The organism is Herbidospora mongoliensis (genome assembly GCF_001570545.1).
In the GTDB taxonomy this organism is placed as follows: domain Bacteria; phylum Actinomycetota; class Actinomycetes; order Streptosporangiales; family Streptosporangiaceae; genus Herbidospora; species Herbidospora mongoliensis.
Genome location: NZ_BBXD01000018.1, coordinates 211,471 through 227,686, shown reverse-complemented (window position 1 = coordinate 227,686; position 16,216 = coordinate 211,471). Strand labels below are relative to the sequence as shown.

The 16,216-nt window shown below is 69.2% G+C and carries 11 protein-coding genes; 5 read left to right on the top strand and 6 right to left on the bottom strand.

What is annotated here, in order from left to right; genetic code table 11:
• Positions 1–43: 43 nt before the first annotated feature.
• On the top strand, positions 44–1,180 hold the full coding sequence (locus tag AW272_RS27130; protein WP_066370845.1) for a CobW family GTP-binding protein: 1,137 nt from the start codon (positions 44–46) through the stop codon (positions 1,178–1,180).
• A 55-nt stretch (positions 1,181–1,235) separates the two neighbouring features.
• Here the strand turns inward: AW272_RS27130 and AW272_RS27125 are convergent, their stop codons facing one another.
• The 5 genes from AW272_RS27125 to AW272_RS27105 all read right to left on the bottom strand — a co-directional run bounded on the left by AW272_RS27125 (position 1,236) and on the right by AW272_RS27105 (position 10,093).
• On the bottom strand, positions 1,236–5,921 hold the full coding sequence (locus tag AW272_RS27125) for an outer membrane protein assembly factor BamB family protein (RefSeq protein WP_066370843.1): 4,686 nt from the start codon (positions 5,919–5,921) through the stop codon (positions 1,236–1,238).
• A gap of 11 nt (positions 5,922–5,932) precedes the next feature.
• Complete coding sequence (locus AW272_RS27120; protein ID WP_083958714.1) at positions 5,933–7,054, bottom strand: HupE/UreJ family protein; 1,122 nt, start codon at positions 7,052–7,054, stop codon at positions 5,933–5,935.
• Between the two features lie 175 nt (positions 7,055–7,229).
• Complete coding sequence (locus AW272_RS27115; RefSeq protein ID WP_066370840.1) at positions 7,230–7,826, bottom strand: superoxide dismutase family protein; 597 nt, start codon at positions 7,824–7,826, stop codon at positions 7,230–7,232.
• 150 nt (positions 7,827–7,976) lie between these two features.
• Positions 7,977–8,879 carry a hypothetical protein gene (locus AW272_RS27110; RefSeq protein ID WP_066370839.1) on the bottom strand — a complete coding sequence of 301 codons (903 nt, stop codon included), beginning with the start codon at positions 8,877–8,879 and terminating at the stop codon, positions 7,977–7,979.
• 179 nt (positions 8,880–9,058) lie between these two features.
• Positions 9,059–10,093, bottom strand: a complete 1,035-nt coding sequence (locus tag AW272_RS27105; protein WP_066370836.1) for a Gfo/Idh/MocA family protein — start codon at positions 10,091–10,093, stop codon at positions 9,059–9,061.
• A gap of 205 nt (positions 10,094–10,298) precedes the next feature.
• Between AW272_RS27105 and AW272_RS27100 the strand changes: the two genes are divergently transcribed.
• The 3 genes from AW272_RS27100 (at position 10,299) to AW272_RS27090 (ending at position 13,349) form a co-directional block, all read left to right on the top strand.
• Positions 10,299–11,579 carry an ABC transporter substrate-binding protein gene (locus AW272_RS27100; protein ID WP_218011088.1) on the top strand — a complete coding sequence of 427 codons (1,281 nt, stop codon included), beginning with the start codon at positions 10,299–10,301 and terminating at the stop codon, positions 11,577–11,579.
• Between the two features lie 61 nt (positions 11,580–11,640).
• Complete coding sequence (locus AW272_RS27095) at positions 11,641–12,519, top strand: carbohydrate ABC transporter permease (protein ID WP_066370829.1); 879 nt, start codon at positions 11,641–11,643, stop codon at positions 12,517–12,519.
• Complete coding sequence (locus AW272_RS27090; RefSeq protein ID WP_066370827.1) at positions 12,516–13,349, top strand: carbohydrate ABC transporter permease; 834 nt, start codon at positions 12,516–12,518, stop codon at positions 13,347–13,349. The genes AW272_RS27095 and AW272_RS27090 overlap by 4 nt, the downstream gene beginning before the upstream one ends.
• 14 nt (positions 13,350–13,363) lie before the next feature.
• On the opposite strand, the gene AW272_RS27085 is transcribed toward AW272_RS27090, so the two are convergent.
• Complete coding sequence (locus AW272_RS27085) at positions 13,364–14,116, bottom strand: GntR family transcriptional regulator (RefSeq protein ID WP_066370824.1); 753 nt, start codon at positions 14,114–14,116, stop codon at positions 13,364–13,366.
• A 217-nt stretch (positions 14,117–14,333) separates the two neighbouring features.
• Here AW272_RS27085 and AW272_RS27080 point away from each other — a divergent pair, with 217 nt between their 5' ends.
• On the top strand, positions 14,334–16,211 hold the full coding sequence (locus tag AW272_RS27080) for a primary-amine oxidase (protein ID WP_245657742.1): 1,878 nt from the start codon (positions 14,334–14,336) through the stop codon (positions 16,209–16,211).
• Positions 16,212–16,216 lie beyond the last annotated feature (5 nt).

Sequence of the window (16,216 nt, the reverse complement as noted above, 5' to 3'; positions counted from 1 at the left end):
TGATAATGATAATTGTTTTCATTCGCTACTCGAGAGGTCAGCCATGACCACCCCCGTCGTCCTGGTCGCCGGCCTGCATCCCACGGCCCGCACCGCCACCGTCCACCGGCTCCTGGCCGCCCACCCCGGTGCGGTGGCCGTCCACCACGACCTGCGCGAGGTCTCCTCCGGCCGGGTCGAGCGCACCGTGCGAGACGTCTCCGGCGTGCTGGACTCGGCCGAAGTGCTGCTGGCGCACGGATGCGTCACCTGCACGGTCAGGGAGGACCTGCTGCCGGAGCTGATCCGGCGTGCCGGAAACGCGTCGCTGCTGATCGTGGACCTGTGGGATTCGGTCGAACCCCGGACGGTGGCCGAGGCGCTCGACACCGAGGAGGCCTCCGAGGTCCTGCGCCTGACGTGCGTGGCGACCGCGCTGCACACCGAGCATCTGCCGGTGGACATCGCCAGGGGCGAGCGCCTGTCGGAGACGGGTCAGGGCGCGAGCGGCGACCGGCGATACCTGGCCGAGGTGCTGGCCCGGCAGGTGGAGTACGCCACCGCCCTGGTCCTGCATGGCGGCGACGAGGAGGACCACGAACTCTCCCGCGCCCTGCTGGCCCACCTCGCGCCCGCCACCCCGGTCTTCGCCGCCGAACCGCCCTACGTGACCGGGCCCGCGCTCCGCACCGAGGTGCTGGCCGAACGCGTCGACCCCGCCACCGCCGTGCTCCCCTGTGACGCGCGGGACGGTGAGATCACCACCGTCGTCTGGCACCGGCTGCGCCCGCTGCACCCCGCCCGCCTGTTCGAGGCCATCGACGACCTGGTCACCGAGTCGGTCCGGTCACGCGGCCGGTTCTGGCTGGCCAGCCGGCACGAACGGCTGCTCGGCTGGGACGCCGTGGCGGGCGGGATGGCGGTCGAGGACGCGGGCCCGTGGCTGGCCTCGCTGCCCGAGGCCGCCTGGGATCTGGTCTCCCCCGCCCGCCGGGCCGCCGCCGCCCTCGACTGGACCGACCCCCTCGGCGACCGTGTGCAGCACCTGGTCTTCATTGGGCCCGACCTGGACCGCGACCGCATCCACGGCCTGCTCGACTCCTGTCTGCTGACCCCGGACGAGACCGTGGCGGGCTCGTCCGCGTGGGCCCGTTACGACGACCCGTTCGCCCCGCTCCTCGACCTGGAGGAGATCGCATGACAGACGGCCGGCCCGGATGGGTTCCGGGCCGGCCGTCTGGTGGAGCGGGCAGGTGTTACGGCGCGGACACCCCGTCGAGGATGCCCACCGCGTCGGTGCCCGGGGTCACGACGAGCTTGCGGGTGAGGGTGTAGGAGCCACCCGCCGGCACGTCGACGTTGAACCGGCTCATCACCCAGTTGCCCGCGGCGTACACGTCGAAGGCACTGGCGGGCGTGCCGTAGACGAGGCCGAAGACCTGCGGGTCGGTGCCGGTCATGCCGATGTACGGCTTGGTCGGCGTGTAGGCCAGGTTTGTGCCGGGCACCACGATGCCGGCGCCCGGGATGACACTGGCCTGGCCGGCCGCGTCGTGGTCCATCGCGTCACCGGTCCACACGTTGAGCGGGGCCGGGCCCGAGTTGCTCAGCTCCGTCGCGACCGTGGCGAAGTCGTCGCCCTGCTTCAGCGTGTACGTCGTCGTCGCCGTCAGGCCCGCGATGCCGGTGACCGGCCCGGACACCCGGACGACCGCCTGGTCGCCGGTCGCCTGGACGATCTTGACGTCGGTCGCCGCGACCGTCCGGATGTCCCAGGCGCTGCCGCCGGTCGGCTGGGTCGCCAGGACGTAGGGCAGGTTGATCCAGTCGAACTGGTCGGCCATGCCGCGGACGGCGATGTCGACCGGCTTGCCCCGGGTGCCACCCGAGAGCTGCGCGTCGTTGTAGGCGTCGGCGATCGCCATCGAGAGCTTGTCGTTCTCGAGCATGACGTCGCCCGCACCCGCCTCGACCAGGCCCGCGCCGATCTGCTTGCCGTAGCTCGCCTCGACGGTGACCGGGCTCAGCGCGACGTCGGCGACGCCGCTGCCCGCCGCCGGCACGGTGACCGCGCCGGTGGCGGTCTGGAAGCCCAGCTTCGAGACCCGGACGTCGTACTGACCGGCCGCGGCCTCGACGCGGTACTTGCCCAGGGCGTCGGTGCTCGTGGTCGCGACCACCGCGCCGGCCTTCTCCAGGGCGACCCGGGCGCCGGAGACGGGGTTGCCGCCCTCGGTGACCGTGCCGGCCGCGCGCGCGGCGTCGGGGACGGTCTCGTCGTGCAGGTCGATCTCGCCGGCCCACTTCGCGATGTTGCGGGTGGGGTCGCCGCCCGCGGTCGCGTAGTCGGTCAGGTGGTAGAAGCTGAACTGCTTCGTCGCACCGGGCGCCAGCGTGGCGTCGTAGTAGAGACCCTCGACGTAGCCGTACGCGCCGACGGCGGCCGGCGTGTCCAGGGCCCAGGCGAGACCATGGGCCGCCTGGCCGTTCGTGGTGGCCGCGTCGGCCCCGACGTAGACGTACTTCCCGGTCCAGCCCGTGGTCTTGAGGCCCGGGTTGGTGCCGGCGAAGCCGGGGATCCGGCCGTTGTCGACCGAGCTGTCGGGGTCGATCATGTAGTTGAAGTAGCCCTGGTAGCCCGTCGTGCCGGTGTTGGTCAGCTTGACCGTCATCTTCACGATCGGGGCGTCGGGCAGGGTCTCGTACCGGACCTGCGCCTTGATGGCCGGGTTCGCCTTGTACTGGCCGTTGCCGACCACGGCGGCGCCGTCGACCGCGAGGTCGGGCAGGTCGATCAGGTCGTTCGGCCGGTCCCACGAGTCGGGCGGCGTGAGGCTCGGGCGCAGCAGCATCTCGCCCCAGTCGAGCGTCTCGGCGCCGTTGGTGTCGTTGAGCAGCAGGTCGGACAGGTGGCCCTGGCCGAGACCGCCTGCGCCGTTGTTGGCGGCGGTGTACGGCGTGATGGACGCCCGGATCCTGTCGTTGGCCAGGTAGAAGTACTCCTTGCCCGCGACGAAGTCGGTGCGGGTGCTGCCGTTGCCGTAGTCCGGCGTGTACGTCGACCTGCCGGCGACCGGGTGGGTGACCTTGATCAGCTTCAGGTCGGCCTTCTCGTCGCCGGTGGTGCCGACGGTGACGCTGACGGCCGAGTGGTCGTCGGCGATCAGGCCGCGCTTGGCCGCGGTGACGTTCCAGGTCGCCGCCGCCAGACCCAGCGTGTAGTGGCCCTTGGCGTCGGTGCTGGTCACCGCGGTGTCCTGACCGGCGGCGACGGCGGTGACCTTCGCGCCGGCGATCGGGTCGCCGGTCTCCGCGTCGGTGACCTTGCCGGTCACGGTCGCCCAGCGCGGTGCGGACTCGCCGCCCGGCACGTAGGCGTAGAGGTTGCCGTCCCAGGCGCCCGCCACGACGGTGTTGCCGCTGACGGCCGGTCCGGCGCCGACCCAGGTGCCGATCTCGTGGTTCCACAGGATCTGGCCGGTGTCGGTGGCCAGGGCGTAGAACCGGCCGTTGTTGGCGCCGACGAAGAGCGTGTCACCGGCCACGACCGGGCTGGACATGACGCCGCCGTGGTAGATGTCGCCGGGCAGCGCCCGCTCCCAGAAGACGTTGCCGGTCTGGGCGTCGAGGGCGACGACCGCGCCGCTCGGGAAGCCCATGTAGACGACGCCGTCCTTGACGGCCGCGGCGCTCGGGGTCGAGCCGCTGGAGACGAGCGAGGCGCGCGGGCTGGTGTAGGTCCACAGCGTCGCGCCGGTCTTGGCGTCCCGCGCGACCATGCCGTTGTTGGCGCCGATGAAGACCTTGCCCTCGGCGGCGGTCGGCACGCCGTCCTGCCAGCTGCCGAGCGCCTCGGTCCCGGTCCACTTGCGGGCGCCGGTGGCCAGGTCGTAGGCGAGCACGCGGTCGGCGGTCTCGTTGCCGACGAACACGGTGCCGTCCATGACGGCGGGGGTGCCGTCGCTCATGGTCGCGCCGGACATCGGGGAGGCCCAGATCTGCTTTCCGGTACGGGTGTCGAGCGCCTTCAGCACGCCCTGGCTGCCGATGCCGAAGCGGGTCTGGTACGGCCAGAGCACCGTGTGGCCGGAGACGGCCGGTGAGTAGTAGCCGTAGGTGCGCTGGTTGTTCGGGGCCGGGGCCTGCTCGGGCACGGCCTTCCACTTCAGCTCGCCGGTCTCGGCGTCGACGGCGTAGAGCTCCGAGCCGAGGGTCGGCGCGAAGATCAGGCCGTCACCGTAGGCGAGGCTGCCGTGGATCGACTGCGGGACCTCGACGTTCCACAGCTCCCGGCCGTTCTTGAGCCGGACGGCGTGGATGCGGCTGTTGCCGTCGCCGTTCTCGTCGCGGGTGCCCGCGTAGACGACGCCGTCGTGGATGACCGGCGAGCCGGTCAGGAAGGTGCCCTCGGTACGGAAGCTCCAGGCCAGGCGGCGGCCCGGCTCCTGGTCCTGCGCAACACCGGAGTGGCCCTGGTCGCCGTGGTGCTGCGTCCAGTCGTCACCGGCGACCGTCTTGAGTTCCGGCTCGTCGGTGAGGGTGAACTCGGCCGACCTGGTCCAGACCTTGCCCGCCGCGTCGGTCACCTGCACGTCGATGCGGTGCGCGCCGGGCGTCTGCTGGCTGTTGGGCAGGTTGCCGCGCCAGGTGAACTCGCCGCTGCGGTACAGCGGCCGCCAGTTCTTGTCGCCCGCGATCTGGAAGCGCGCCGAGACGACCTCGTCACCGGTGTCGTAGGCGTTGATCTGGACGTCCGGCATCCCGGCGGCCGGCACCTTCGAGCCCGGGGCCGGGTTGACGATGGTGATGTGCTCGTTCTCGCCGTACATCCGGAACGGGTTCTCGAAGCCGGGGCCCGCCATGTGGATGTAGCGGAAGCCGCGCGGCGCGTTGTCGATCGTGTACGAGCTCGACACCGTCTGGATGTGCTTGGCGGTCGAGGCGAACGCCGACTTGTTCTCGACGTGGTTGGAGTGCTCGTGGCCGACCAGGATCAGCTGCGCCTTGTACTGCTCGAGCACGTCGCCGAACTCGTCGTAGGTCGACGGCGAGCCGAACGGGACGTTCATCGGCTGGTGGGTGAGCACCACGACCTCGGTGTCGTCGTTCGGGACACTGGCGGCCAGATCGTTCTTCAGCCAGTTCAGCTCCTCCTCGAGGGGGGCGGAGCCGTTGTTCTCCAGCACCACGAAGTGCCGGTTGCCGTAGTCGAAGGAGTACCACTCGGGGCCGACGTTCTTGCGGTAGTTGTCGATCCGGTCCGCGTAGGCCGAGCCGCTCGCGTACTCGTGGTTGCCGACGGCCGGCCACACGCCGACGGCCGACTGCTGGGTGCCACGACGGTAGGTGTCGAACTGCGCCTGGCTGGCGTCGTTGGTGAGGTCGCCGCTGACCGCGATGAAGCGCAGGTCGGTGCCGGTGGAGTTGATCTCGCGGATCTGGTCGGGCAGCTGCGCGTTGACGTGCGGGTCGGCGATGTTGGCCCAGGAGAAGGTGTCACCGTCGGACAGCTCGTCGCGGACCAGCGCGAAGTCCGCGACCGGCGTGGCGTCGTCGGCGAGCTCGCCGAGGTTGGCCCAGAACCTGGGCTCCTTGTACTGGTCGAGGCCGAACCGGTAGCCCCGGGGCTGACCGGCCCACACGATGTCCGTCTTGCGACGGTCGGTGGAGATCGTCAGGGCGTAGGACCCGTCGGCGGCGGTCGTGGTGGTGACCGTGCCGTCGGAGACGCGGACGCCGGCCAGACCGGCCTCGCCGGTGTCGCGCTTGCCGTCGCCGTTGGCGTCGACGTACACGACACCTCGTACGGCGGCCTCCGGCGGATCGATGGCGTTGGCGGCATATGTGGTGAGCGGACCCGCCACGACACTGAGGGCGAGCCCCAGCGTGACGGTGTACAGGACGACGCGCAGACGCGCGCGTGTCCCCGTTAAGCCGTACAAATCAGAATCCTTCAGGTGAGGAGCGGGGAGCGCTCGACGAACCAGATGAGACCGGCCCCGGCGACGGCCACAGCGGCCGCGACGGTGCCGAGCATGAGAGCGCGGGCGGCGAGCGGCCCGGTCGCGACCCTGCGCAGGAACAGCAGGGCCGGGAAGGCGACGGCGATGATCGTCAGCTGGACGAGTTCGATGCCGACGTTGAAGGAGAGCAGGTCGACCAGGGTGGAGAACGACAGGGGCCCGTCGACGCTGAGCGCGCCCGCGAAGCCGAGCCCGTGCATCAGCCCGAAGCCGAAGACCACGGGCAGGCGGTGGCTCGTCCTGGGCGAGAGCAGGTTGTCGAGCGCGACGAACGCGATCGACAGCGCGATGAGCGGCTCGACGATCCACCCGGGCACGCTGACCCAGCCGATCGCGGCCAGCACCAGGGTCACCGAGTGGGCGACCGTGAAGGCGGTGGCGACCTCGACGACGTCGCGCAGCCGTTTGGCGCCCAGCAGCAGCGCCAGCAGGAACAGCACGTGGTCGAGCCCGAAGAGCAGGTGCTCCCCCCCGAGCAGGACGAACCTCGGGATCTCGCTGAACAGGTCGGTGTCCCCCACCGTGACGCTGGTCCGCGCGGCGTCGAGCAGCGTCGAACCGCGCGTGCCGTCGACGTCGTAGGCCACCATCGTGCGGATGTCGTCGACGACGCCGTCTGCGGCGCGGAAGACGTCGCTGCGGACGGTGAGCTCGCCCGCTGCCGGGCATGCGTAGGCGAGCGCGACCCGTACCGCCCCGGCGTCGGTGAGTTCGACGCGGCCGCCGTCCTGCGCGGTGCACGCGATCGAGCTGCGGCTCAGGCGCAGGCCTCCGCCGACGTAGGCGGCCACGTCGCTCTCGTGGGCGTCCAGCGAGACGCGCCGCACCTCGGCCGGCACCTCGGGGACGGCGCCGTCGGGGTCCGGGCTCGCGACTCCGTCGAGACCCAGCATCCGGCCCAGGGCGTCGTACTCCACGTCGACGACGGCCGCGACCCCGTCGCCCGAGCCGCGCAGGTCGACGGCGACCGAGGTCGTGCGGACGTGCGCCTGCGCCGGAGCGGCGGTGAGGAGCAGGACGACGAGGGCGGCGAGAAACGCCAGTACACGCACGGGAGGCACTTCCGTCACAGGGGGGAACGGCGGTCGACTCCCCACCCTGTAGTGATCGCTCCACGGCGGGCAACACGCGAGAATCCCAATTCACCGACCCTTCCGCCGACCGTTACCTGCTGGCCGAAAGATGGGTTTCTGGGCGCGTAAATCCGGTTTCTCGGCGACGCGCCGGTCAGTTCTTGGTGATCACGCCGCAGGCGATGCGGGCGCCGGAGTCGCCGGCCTTCTTGGTCTCGGCGTCAGGGCCCTTCTCCCCTGCCGCGTTCCGGTAGCGGTCGGGGATGTTCGCGAAGTTGTCGGCCAGCGCGTGGATCATGATGGAGCTGCCGTCGGCGTCGAAGAGCTGGGCCACCCGGAACCGGTCGGTCACCGACGAGGCGGTGCCGGTGCCGTCGGCGCCGACCAGCAGGTTGGGCAGGTCGCCGGTGTGGTGGTCGTGCGAGTGCCCGCCGACGTCGAAGTGCCCGCCCGCGCTGAAGAAGGGGGTGCCCGAGACGGGGTCGATCGACGTGGGGTCGCAGACGCCCTTGGCGTGGACGTGGAAGCCGTGATAGCCCGCCGGAAGATTCGTCACGTTGACCGTGATCTTGGACTTGCCGGTCCCGGCGTCCTCCACCTGGAGCGAGCCGACCGTCTGGCCCGCGACGTTCCTGATCTCGGCGCCGGCCGGCGCTCCGCCGCCTCCCGCGAGCGCCAGCGCGGAGGCGCCGACCATGACGACTCCGACACCCAGGGGGACGACCAGATTCAGACGGGCTTTGCGTGGCATTGACGGTCTCCCGATGTGGCGGCGTTTTCTCCTCGAAAACCTCGCCACAGGGATTCCCCGTGATTCGCCCGCTCCCCCGATGCCGAAGGCAAAGGTCTTAAAAACAGCGGAGCCCTTTCCCGAGGGGAAGGGCTCCGCGTTTTCAGAGGGTCAGCCCGGCGGGAAAGCGCCGTTCTTGGCGACCGGCAGGGCCAGCTGACTGGCGCCGTACAGGATGGCCTGCTCCTGCGGGAGGCCGGCGAGCACGGGGTTGATGTGCCGCAGGGTCAGTCCGACCTGGGGCGTGGCGGCGACGTTGATGTCGAACTTCTCCAGGTCGATCCAGCGGATGATGTTGAGGATCTGGTCGGGGATGACGTCGCCGGCCTTCTGCACGGGAACGCAGAGCTGCCGGGCGTAGGTGACCTGGGCCGCGTGGTTCGGGATCAGCGGGACCAGGACGGGGTTGAGCTGGCGCAGGCCGATCTGCGCGCCGAGCGGGTTGTTCGGGGTGATGCCGTAGCACTTCAGGTCGATGTGCCGGACGAGCGCCAGCACCTCGCTGGGCGGGACCACGTTGTTCTTGATCACCGGCACGCAGAGCTGCTGCGGGGAGTTCAGCGCCACCTGGGTGCGCGGCGCGCTCTGGAACAACGGGTTGAGGTGGCTGAGAACCAACCCGGTGCCCACGGTGATGCCGGAGATGCGGTAACAGGCCAGGTCGATGAACCTGATGAAGTCGAGCGCGGGCGACGGCGGCTGCTGGTTGTTCTTGGCGACCGGGACGCACAGCTGCTCACGCGGGCCGAGTGTGACGGTCTCGATGGGCAGGTTCGCGAGCACCGGGTTGAGGTGGCGCAGCGTGAGTGTGGCGGCGGGCGGTTGGTACTGGCTGGTCCTGAAGCATTCCAGGTCGAGGAACGCCGTCAGTTCCTTCGGGGTCGGCAGCGCGACCGCGGCGCTGGCGGGCGGGACGCAGAGGAACGCCACGGCGAGGAGGGCGACGCCGGCCGACGCGATGCGCCGGAGCGTCGATTTCCTACGCCATGGAATTCCCTTTACGGCTCGGTCCATTGCGGCTCCAAAATCGAGGGGTCAGGCCTCTTCGCCCTCGATTGTGAGCCGCTCTCGACGCACTTTCAATTTGCCGTTCCAACTTTTTTCCACCACGATATTCCGGACCGGCGTTCCGGGGAATTAACTTCACGCAGAAAGCGCTTGTTAGCTGCTCAACAATTTAATTCTGGAGAAATTCAGGAGCCCACCGGTTCCCAGCGGCCGGTCTTCATCGACAGGTAGCAGGTGTCGATGATGCGGTTGACGATCACGCCGTCCTCGAAGGTCTCCAGCGGCGTCTCCCCCGCCGCGAAGCAGTCGACGAAGTGCCGCATCTGCTGGGAGAAGCCGTACGCCCTGGTCTCCTCCGGCACCGGATAGACCCAGCCGGTGTCCGCGTCGGCCTTCTCCACCAGGTAGCCGACGGGCTGGCTGATGAAGCCCCACACGGGCGTCGAGGCGGTGTCGGTGACCAGGCGGCCGGCGCTGCCGACGAACTCGTGGCGCAGTTGCATGCCGCCCTTCTCGACCCACGACGACTCGATCGAGGCGACCTGGCCGCCGGCGAACTTCAGCAGCGCGATGGCGGTGTCCTCGCCGGTGGTCTTGTCCGTGTGGACCATCGTCGCGCCCCAGGCGAAGACCTCGACGACCGGGTTGTCCTTGCCGAAGAAGTGCCGGGCCGACTCGACCGTGTGGCAGCCCATGTCGAGCAGCGCGCCGCCGCCCGCGGTCTCGGCGTCCCAGAAGTGGGGGGCGTGCGGGCCCGAGTGACCTTCGCGGGCGCGCATCCACAGCACGTCGCCGATGCCGCCGGCCTGGACGATCTCGTGGGCCTTGGCGATGTTGGGCGAGAAGACCGAGCTCTCGGCGTAGCCGTGCCAGACGCCGGCCTCGGTGACCACGCGGAGGATCTCCTCGGCCTCGGGGCCGGTGCGCGCGAGCGGCTTGGTGCACACGACGCCCTTGCCCGCGGCGGCCACGAGGCGGACCGCGTCGAGATGCGCCTCGTTGGGCAGGGCGACGACGACGAGATCGACTTCCGGGTCCTCGCAGAGGGCCTTCATGGTCTCGTGTGGTCTCGTGTTGCGCCCCGGCCGGGCGGCGAAAGCGGCGGCCCTCTCGGGCGATCGGGAGTAGTGCGCGACGAGCTCCGCACCCTTCACGTCGTCGAGTGCGTCGGCGTAGCACTCACCGATAAACCCTGCACCGAGCAGGCCGACACCGATCATCTGGTCCTCCGGACGCGGTTCGCGGCGGCAAGGGGCACGCCGTGGTTCGAAAGGTAGCATCACCGTAAACCAAAGCAATACCTCTTGTTACCACCCTATTCGTCTGTGTACGCTGCCGCATCAGGCGCTGGCCTCCGGGGGAGCAAGCGATGTGACAACGATGACGAGAGGCAACCCCATGCATGCGATACGTGCATCCGTTGCGTTGGTCGCGGTAGCGGCTGCCGTCCTGACCTCGGCCTGCGCGCCGTCGGCGACACCGGTGACCACCACGGGCGGCACCACCGCCCCAGCCGCCGCGGGCGAGAAGGTCGTGCTGACTCTGGGAAGCTGGCGCACCGAGGACCTGGCCATGTGGGAGGACGAGATCCTCCCGGCCTTCGAGAAGACCCACCCGAACATCGACGTCAAGTTCGCCCCGACGAACACCAACGAGTACAACGCGGCGATCCAGTCGCAGGTGGACGGCGGCACCGGGCCCGACCTCATCACCTGCCGGCCCTACGACGTGAACCGCTCGTGGATCAAGAAGGGCTACTTCGAGAAGCTCGACGGCAAGCCGATGCTCGACTCGTTCGAGCCGCTCGCGCTGGACCCCTGGTCCGACGACGCGGGCAGTCGCTACTGCCTGCCGACGGCCGCCGTGCTGGCGGGCTTCTACTACAACAAGGACATCTTCGCCGAGCTCGGCCTCCAGGTGCCGACCACCCAGGACGAGTTCCTGGCGGTGCTCAAGAAGATCAAGGACAACGGCAAGTACACCCCGCTCGCGGTCGGCTCGTCGGAGTCGTGGCAGCTCGCCTACAACGGGCTCTACAGCGTCGGCCCGGTCTACTGGAAGGGCGAGGAAGGCCGTCAGGGGCTCATCAAGGGCACCAAGAAGGTCACCGACCCCGAGTTCGTGAAGGCCTTCGAGGCGTTCGCGGCGTGGAAGCCGTACCTGCCCAAGGGCTTCGAGAGCCTCAAGTACCCGGACATGACGCAGCTCTTCACGCTCGGCAAGGCCGCGATCCTGCCCGACGGCTCCTGGAACATCAACCAGGTCTCCGTCGACGGCCTCAACGTCGGCGTCTTCGGTCCCCCGGCCGAGACCGCCGGAGGTGAGCGCTACCTCCAGGAGATGCCCGACATGGCCATCGGCGTCAACGCCGCGAGCAAGAACAAGGCCGCCGCCGAGGAGTTCCTGGCCTGGACCGCCACTCCTGAGTTCCTGGAGGTGTACGTCAACAAGGTGCCCGGCTTCTTCTCGATGGCCAAGCAGCCCGTGACGTACACCAACCCGCTCGCGCAGAGCTTCGCCGACCTGAAGACCGGCGCGAAGCTCACCCCGCGCCTCGGTCTCGACCGGCTCAGCGCCGGCACCCCGCCGTTCGACGACGAGGTGTGGCGCGTGCTCCAGCTCATGCTCAACGAGGACCTCAGCGCCCAGAAGGCGACCGAGGAACTCCAGAAGGGCCTCGCGAGCTGGTACACGCCGCAGCAGTGAGAACGCGTGCCGGGCTCTCTCGCGAGGGCCCGGCACGACTCCGCGATGGGAAAGGCACCTCTTGAACCGGGCCCACTACCGCTACTTCCTGGCGTTCACGCTGCCCGCGCTCGTGGTCTATGTGATGTTCGCGGCGCTCCCGCTGGTGAACTCCATCTGGTACAGCCTGTACGACACCGACTCGGGCGTCGCCAGGTTCGTCGGCCTGGAGAACTACGTCTACCTGTTCACCAACCCGACGACGAGCGAGCGTTTCTGGAACGCGCTGACCAACAACCTGGAGTTCTTCGCCATCCACCTGCTCGTGGAGGTGCCGCTCGGCCTGCTGCTGGCCGCGCTGCTCACCTCAGGCACGCTGCGCAGGTCGACGGGGCTCTACCGGACGTTGTTGTTCATCCCCACCACCCTGTCGGTGGTGATCGTCGGCTTCGTCTGGCGTCTGATCATCAACCCGCTGTGGGGCCTGGTCGACTTCCCGCTGCTCGGCGACGAGCGCACCGCCCTGCCGACCATCTCGCTGATGTCGGTCTGGCAGTACGTCGGCATTCCGATGATCTTCCTGTACGCCGCCCTGCTCGCCGTGCCGAACGACGTGCTGGAGGCCGCCAGGGTCGAGGGCTCGGGCGCGTGGTCGACGTTCTGGCGGGTGAAGTTCCCGCTGATCGCGCCGCAGTTCGGGCTGATCGCGATCCTCACGTACATCTGGACCTTCAACGGCTTCGACCTGATCTTCGCCCTGAACGGGTCGGCCCCCGGGCCCAACTACAGCACCGACATCCTCGGCACGCTGTTCTACCGCACCTTCTTCGGATCGAGCGGGCAACTCTCCGACCTCGACCTCGGCGCGACCGTGGCCAGCGTGATCTTCCTGATCATCCTGATCGTCACCGCCGTCTACTTCGGGTTGCTGCACCGCCGGCTCAGGAGCTACGAACTATGACGACCCATCGCGACCGCGCGGGCGCGCTCGTGACGCACGGCCTGCTGATCTTCTTCGCACTGCTGGCCGTCGCGCCGATCCTGGTGATCGTGGTCAACTCGTTCAAGACCACGCAGGGCATCTTCGGCGAGCCGTTCGCGCTGCCGAACGCCGACACCTTCAGCCTCGGCGGATACGAGCGGGTGTTCACCCGCGGGCAGTTCGTCGTCAACTACCGCAACAGCCTCATCGTCACGGTGGGGGCCACGGTGGCCACGCTGGTGCTGGCGACGCTGGCGGCGTTCGCGCTGACCGAGTACAAGGTGCGGTTCGCGCCGCTGGTGGGCGGGTTCTTCGTCCTGGGCATCATGCTGCCGATCCGCCTGGGCACCGTGCCGATCATCAAGACGATGATCTCCTGGCAGCTCATGGACACGCTGACCGCGCTGATCCTCGTCTACACGGCGATGAGCCTGCCGCTGGCGATCGCGCTGCTCATGACGTACTTCAAGGCGGTTCCCGGCGCGATCAAGGAGGCCGCGCGCATCGACGGCGCGGGTGAACTGCGCACGCTGTCGATCGTGCTGCCGATGGTGCGGCCGGGTCTCGCGGCGGTGGCGTCGGTGACGATGCTGCCGGTCTGGAACGACCTGTGGTTCCCGCTGATCCTCGCCCCCAGCAGGGAGAACCAGACGGTGACGCTCGGCGTGCAGCAGTTCGTGGGGCAGTTCCTCAACGACTACCCGGCGCTGCTCGGCGCGCTGACGCTGGGCGCGGTGCCGCTGATCGTGCTGTTCGTGGTGTTCTCGCGGCAGTTCGTCCAGGGCCTGAGCGCGGGCATCGGCAAGTGAACGCCGCCGCGGTCTCAGCGCTGGAACGAGGTGCGCAGCCGGTAGCGGTCGCCTCGGTAGCAGACCATCGAGGAGAACAGCGGGGAGTCGGTCGCGCTGAAGACGAGCTGGCGCATCACCAGGACCGGCTTGCCGACCTCCAGCTGCAGGTGACCGGCCAGGTAGTCGTCGGCCTCGCGCGCCTCGATCGTGGCGTTGGCCTTGACCGGGGCCAGGCCCACGGCGGCGATCTGCTCGTAGAGCGAGCCGGTGGAGAAGTCGAGCTCGGCGAAGCCGGGCACCAGGGCGGCCGGGACCTGGGTGACGTCGAGGGCGGTCGGCACGCCGTTGAGCAGGCGCACCCGCTCCAGTGTGAACAGCGGGGTGCCGGGCGCGATGGACAGCTGCTCGGCCTCGTCGAGGTTGGCCGGCACCACCTCGTGGCGCAGCACGGTCGAACTGGGCGTCAGGCCCATCTGGCGGGCGGTCTCGGTGAACGACTCCAGGCTGTTGGGCCACTCGCGCGCGGGCGCGCCGACGCTGGGCGCGACATACCAGCCGCGGCCGTGGGAGGGGCTGAGGATGCCCTCTTCGACGAGGGTCCGCAGCGCCTTGCGCAGGGTGACCCGGCTGATGCCGAGCCGCTCGCACAGCTCACGCTCGGGGGGCAGCCGGCCACCCGGCTTCAGCAGACCGGAGCCGAGCTGGTCTTTGATCAGGTTCACCGCCTGGACCCACAGCGGCTCGGGGTGATCGGCGTGGATCGACGTCGACGTCGGGGCGTTCACGCTCGCATTATCGCGGAACCACCCTCCGATATGCAAACCACAGAAGACCAGATGAGTCCTGGTTTATCTCGGTCGGTTTTTCGGACAAACGCGTAGATAACGGCATGAACGGGCAGGTCGGCCTGCCATTACGGTCGCCCGAATCACGACATTCACGACAACACTGGTATGGCGTGGTCTATAGTTTGGTACTACTCTGGTTATGAGAGGAGTCATCGTGAGGGATAACAGCACACTCCGCGCCGAGGAGATATCGGCGGCGCGCGAGATCCTCGTCCGCGAGGGCCTGCTGAACGAGACGACCCACGTGTCGTACCTGGGCCTGAAGGAGCAGGACAAGCGCGAGGAGGGCGGCGCACGAGAGCTGCGCGCGATGCTCGTCGACATGGCCGACGGCCGATCCCACGACGTGGTGGTGTGCCCGTCCTCGGATGGCCTCGTGTCGGCGGTCGAGCTCGATCCGGCGGTGGACGGCCAGGTGCCGGTCATCATGCTCGAGTTCGCGATGGTCGAGGCGATCGTGCACGCCGACGAGCGCTGGCTCGCGGCGATGCGCCGCCGCGGCCTGACCGACCTGTCCAAGCTGCGCGTGCAACCGCTGTCGGCGGGCCGGGCGATGACCGAGGACGAACAGGGCCGCCGCCTCCAGCGCACCCTGACCTTCCTGCAGAAGGACGAGCACGACCTGCCCTGGGCCCACCCGGTCGACGGCGTCGTCGCCTATGTGGACGTGATCGCGAAGACGGTCGTCGAGGTGCTCGACAGCGCAGTCTTGGACGTCCCCCAGGAGGACGGCAACTTCCACCTCGCCGACTTCAACGGGCCGCTCAGGGAGGGCCTGAAGCCGATCGAGATCACCCAGCCGCACGGCCCCAGCTTCACCATCGACGACGACAACGTGCTCGACTGGCTCGGCTGGAAGGTCCAGGTCTGCTTCGACTCGCGCGAGGGCCTGGTGCTGCGCGACCTCTCGATCAACGACCGCACGGTCGTCGACCGCGCCTCGATCGCCGAGATGGTCGTCCCCTACGCCGACCCCAGCCCCCAGCGCTGGTTCCAGACCTTCTTCGACGGCGGCGAGTACCTGCTCGGCAACTTCGCCAACTCCCTCAAGCTCGGCTGCGACTGCCTCGGCGAGATCACCTATCTCGACGCCGTGGTCGCCGACAACGCCGGCAACCCGCGCGTGATCCCCCAGGCGATCTGCATCCACGAAGAGGACGCCGGGGTGCTGTGGAAGCACACCAGCCACTTCACCAATTCCAGCGAGGTGCGCAGGAACCGCCGCCTGGTGATCTCCTTCTTCGTCACCGTCGGCAACTACGACTACGGCTTCTACTGGTACCTCTACCTCGACGGCGTGATCGAGCTCGAGGTCAAGGCCACCGGTGTGGTGTTCACCTCCGGCCACCCGAACCCGGGTGGCGACTACGCCTACGCCACCGAGGTCGCCCCCGGCCTCGGCGCCCCGCACCACCAGCACCTGTTCAGCGCCCGCCTGGAGATGGCCGTCGACGGTCCCGGCAACTACGTCGAGGAGATCGACGCGGTCGCGGTGCCACGCGGCCCGGAGAACCCGACCGGCACCGGCATCACCCAGCAGGTCACCCGCCTGCGCAGGGAGAGCGACGCGCCCCGCCTGGCCGACGGGCGGCGCGGCCGGGTCTGGCGGGTCGCCAATCCCGACGTCCAGAACCGGCTCGGCCGGGACGTGGCCTACGTGCTGCACCCGGAGGGCATGCCGGTCCTGCTCGCCGACCCCTCGTCCGACCTGTACTCGCGGGCGGTGTTCGCGAGCGGCCACCTGTGGGTCACCGCGTACGACCCCACCGAGCTCTATCCGGCCGGCGACCTGGTCAACCAGCACCCCGGCGGGGCGGGCATGCCCGAGTGGGTCGCCGCCGACCGCGACATCGACGGCGGGCCGATCGTGCTCTGGCACACCTTCGGCATGACGCACTTCCCGCGCCCGGAGGACTGGCCGGTCATGCCGGTGGACACCACCGGTTTCAAGCTCAAGCCATCCGGCTTCTTCGGCCGCAACCCGACGCTGGACATCCCGGCGTCCGGCGGCGCCACGCACTGCCATTCGTGACTCAT

Coding starts and splice junctions, on each gene's coding strand:
- AW272_RS27130 (WP_066370845.1), top strand. CDS start 44: ATGACCACCCCCGTCGTCCTGGTCGCCGGCCTGCATCCCACGGCCCGC.
- AW272_RS27105 (WP_066370836.1), bottom strand. CDS start 10,093: ATGATCGGTGTCGGCCTGCTCGGTGCAGGGTTTATCGGTGAGTGCTAC.
- AW272_RS27090 (WP_066370827.1), top strand. CDS start 12,516: ATGACGACCCATCGCGACCGCGCGGGCGCGCTCGTGACGCACGGCCTG.
- AW272_RS27115 (WP_066370840.1), bottom strand. CDS start 7,826: ATGCCACGCAAAGCCCGTCTGAATCTGGTCGTCCCCCTGGGTGTCGGA.
- AW272_RS27110 (WP_066370839.1), bottom strand. CDS start 8,879: ATGGACCGAGCCGTAAAGGGAATTCCATGGCGTAGGAAATCGACGCTC.